The sequence below is a fragment of the Actinomycetes bacterium genome (genome assembly GCA_036000965.1).
Lineage (GTDB): Bacteria > Actinomycetota > CALGFH01 > CALGFH01 > CALGFH01 > DASYUT01.
Genome location: DASYUT010000341.1, coordinates 1 through 3,126, shown reverse-complemented (window position 1 = coordinate 3,126; position 3,126 = coordinate 1). Strand labels below are relative to the sequence as shown.

3 protein-coding genes are annotated in these 3,126 nt (G+C 70.0%); all 3 read right to left on the bottom strand.

Translation table 11 applies throughout. The features are described from left to right. Positions 1-1,168: 1,168 nt before the first annotated feature. Entirely contained in the window at positions 1,169-1,402 is a 234-nt protein-coding gene (locus tag VG276_30450) for a hypothetical protein (protein HEV8653605.1), read from the bottom strand. Further along, a complete protein-coding gene (locus tag VG276_30445; GenBank protein ID HEV8653604.1) occupies positions 1,392-1,862 on the bottom strand; it encodes a hypothetical protein in 471 nt (156 codons plus the stop codon). Before VG276_30445 ends, VG276_30450 begins: the two co-directional genes overlap by 11 nt. Positions 1,863-2,004: 142 nt before the next feature. Further along, entirely contained in the window at positions 2,005-2,919 is a 915-nt protein-coding gene (locus VG276_30440) for a class I SAM-dependent methyltransferase (GenBank protein HEV8653603.1), read from the bottom strand. Positions 2,920-3,126: the final 207 nt, after the last annotated feature.

Genomic DNA, 3,126 nt, shown 5'->3' with positions numbered 1-3,126 from the left:
GGCACACCGCCAGGTAGGCGAGTTTCTAACAGCACGCAGGAGGGCCTTCGCGGTAGGGCAGCAGGGTGCCACCATACCGAGCCGTGCTCGACGCGAACCCGCAGGTCACAAGCCACGTCCGACTTTGCGTATCCTTCAAGGAGAGACCAAAGCGCAGGTACCAGCGGACCGCCAGCACGATCACGTCGGGTGGGAAGCGGAAGCCGGCGAAGGCGGACGGCGTAGGAGCGACAGGGCGGGAGCGGCGGGTTCTCATACCCTCAGTCTCGCCGCACAGACGCGGACACGGCGAACGCAACAGCCCCATCGAACTCGCCACGCTGAACACAGCCGACTGGTCGGACGAGAAGAACAACTCGAACATGACGGTGGGCCACGGCAAGGTCTGCCCCGGAACCCGCAACCGTCTGGATGCCCTGCCAGGCAAAGGAGCCGGTCATCGCTGCCCACAGCGACACCTGCCACCCCGAAGTCGCCCGCGCCTTCCTTCGGGTACAAGGCGGGAGCCGGGAGCCGGGGACGGCCGCCAACCGTCGAGGCAGCACAAGAGATGGCGCTGAGCGCGAGAGTGAGGGTTCGTGTCGGTGGCACGGAGCAAACCACACCCTAGAAAGAACATCGGTGACCCTCACGACCACCGAGATCCCGTTGCCACCCAAGTATCGGCGGGCTGACCGATAGGACCACGATCAACGAACGACGCCCACTTCTTCGCGCTCGAGTCGCCCTTGGGGTCGTGTCGGAGGGTGCGACACCAACCCTTTGGCATACCCGCGGCTGAGCACGACGCTGGCGCTCTGAGCAGCGGCGATAGCGGACGACCCTCTCGTCGTGGTGTCTGTGGGTCATGCTGTCGAGCGGCCCGTGGCCGTCGCCGCCTCTTGGAGAGGGGCCGCTGACAGGATCGTGACAACGATCTGACAACGGCGAGGCGCTCTGTCCTGGAGTCGGCTGCGCGTCGGCGGAGCACCGCGACTTCGCGCGGGACCACGAGCAGCTCCGCGTTCGTCGCCACCGAACGCGGCACCGCCATCCCGCCACCCGGCAGGAGATCAGATCGAGCAGTCGTGACGCTATCACCGATCGTCTGGGTCAGAGCCTCCCCGGCGAACTCGCAGCTCGAAGCCGATAGCCGACGTTCTGGCACCCGCAGGGCAGCCCGGCTTGGCTACGGCCAGGTCAGATCGACCAGCACGACCAGCCGCCGTTCCTCGACCACCTGGTAATCGAGGAACCCGCGCCCCTCGGGCAGCACGACCGTCTGGTACCCAGGCCCGCGGACCACGGGAAACGCGGCGGTGCCGACGCTGGGGTCGGCGCGCAGCAGGGCCACAACGCCGGCAACGTAGCCGCGCAGCTCGGGCGCGGCACCGCGGAGCTGCTCGCGGACGCTATGAGCCACTACGACCTGGTAGGCCAAGCTCGGCCGCAACCTCTTCCCAGGGGATGGTCCCGGACAGGTCGCCCTGGGCGACCTGGGCGAGCAGCTGGCGGATCTCGGCCTGCCGCTCGGGCGGCTTGGGCGGCGGGGAGATCGGGCTGGTCGAGTCGCTCATGCGGGCAGCATACCCGCCCTGGTTGCGCCGGCGACCGGCCAGCGGGTCAAGGCCCGACCGGCGGGGTCGCAGGGCCTTGAGCTTACGACGTGGTGCCTGGCGCACCCGCTGCGGCGCTGCCACCAGCTCATCAGCGACGCGGTCGCCGGGCAGGCCAAGACCCCGCACGCGATGCCCCGCCTGTTTGAGCATGCGCTGTGCTTGCAGGAGGGCCGCGACGCCGAACAGCTTGGCTGCGGCCACGCTGGCCGCTGAGGTGGCGGTGCTGGAGGCTGCGGTGGACCGGCTCGTGGCCGGGGAGCGCACGCACCTGTTCACCTTTCTGCGCGTGCCCGGCGTGCCGGCCACCAACTGGCGAGCCGAGCAGGCCATCCGCCGACCTGGCCATCCCCGGCACCGATCGGCATCCGACGCCCTCCACACGCCCAGACCCTCTGGAAGCGCCAGCTCATGCCTTTGCCAGGACCGAGGCCGTGACCACGTGATACAGCGCCGATCCCCGCTCTCGACGGCCCAGCGGCCTAAAGTACCGCTCGCCGGCCTCGGCGGTGGACACATCGCCGATGAGCCCAAAGCCGCGGTGGGAGAGGAACTCTGAAACCTCGGCCGGATCCAGGCCGAACCTCCACGGCTCGCCCCTGCGCCGGACGCCTTCGACCCAGCGGCGGGCCTCCGGGAACCGGGAACGATCGCCTGCAAGCACGGCCCGGTCGACGTAGGTGAACACCAGCAGGCTGCCGGCGGCCGTGGCGGCAAGGCCACGCACGGCGCCAAGCGTCTGGTCCACGGCAGCGGGCGTCAGGTAGTTGGTCACCCCTTCCCACACAAACAGGCTCCGCTCGCCGTCCCGGTACCCAGCAGCCCGCAGCGCCCGGCCCAGGTCGTCCCGCTCAAAGTCAACCGGCACGAACCGCACGTGCCAGCCCAGCGGGTCCCCCTCGACGATGCCTGCCAGGACACGGCCAAGGACTTCCCGCTTGGCCTGCTGGGTCGCCGGATGATCGACCTCGAACACGGTCACCTGCTCCAAGCCGGGGAGCCGGTAGGCGCGGGCGTCGAAACCGGCCCCGAGGATGACGAGTTGGCCGATCCAGGAGCGCGCGTCGGTGACCAGGTCGTCGATCAGGCGGGTCCGCGCCACCGCAGAGGCTCGCGGGCCCGGGCCTGCCACCCGGTCATAGAGCACCTCGACCGCACGCCGGACCGCAGCCACGCGGCTGGCCCCCACGACCAGCCGCCACCGCCGGGACACAAAGTACCGGGCGAAGGCGTCGCGGAACAGCCGAGACGACCGCGGCCGCGCCGACTCAAGCGCCCGCTGCACCGCCATCAACTCGGCCGTCCGGCTTGACCGTGCGGGCATGACGCACCACTAAAGCACACCTCGGTTGGCGGCCACAGGCAGGCCCATCTGGACACGATCGCCGCGTCGCAGCCACCCCGCCGACGTCAAGGACCCGCTAGCTCAATACCCCTCGGCCGGACCCACAGCCAAGCAAGCCACCGCAGACCTCATGCCCAGCCGCCACCGGGGCCGACGGGCACCGCTCGGACCGCCGGGGCCGAGTTT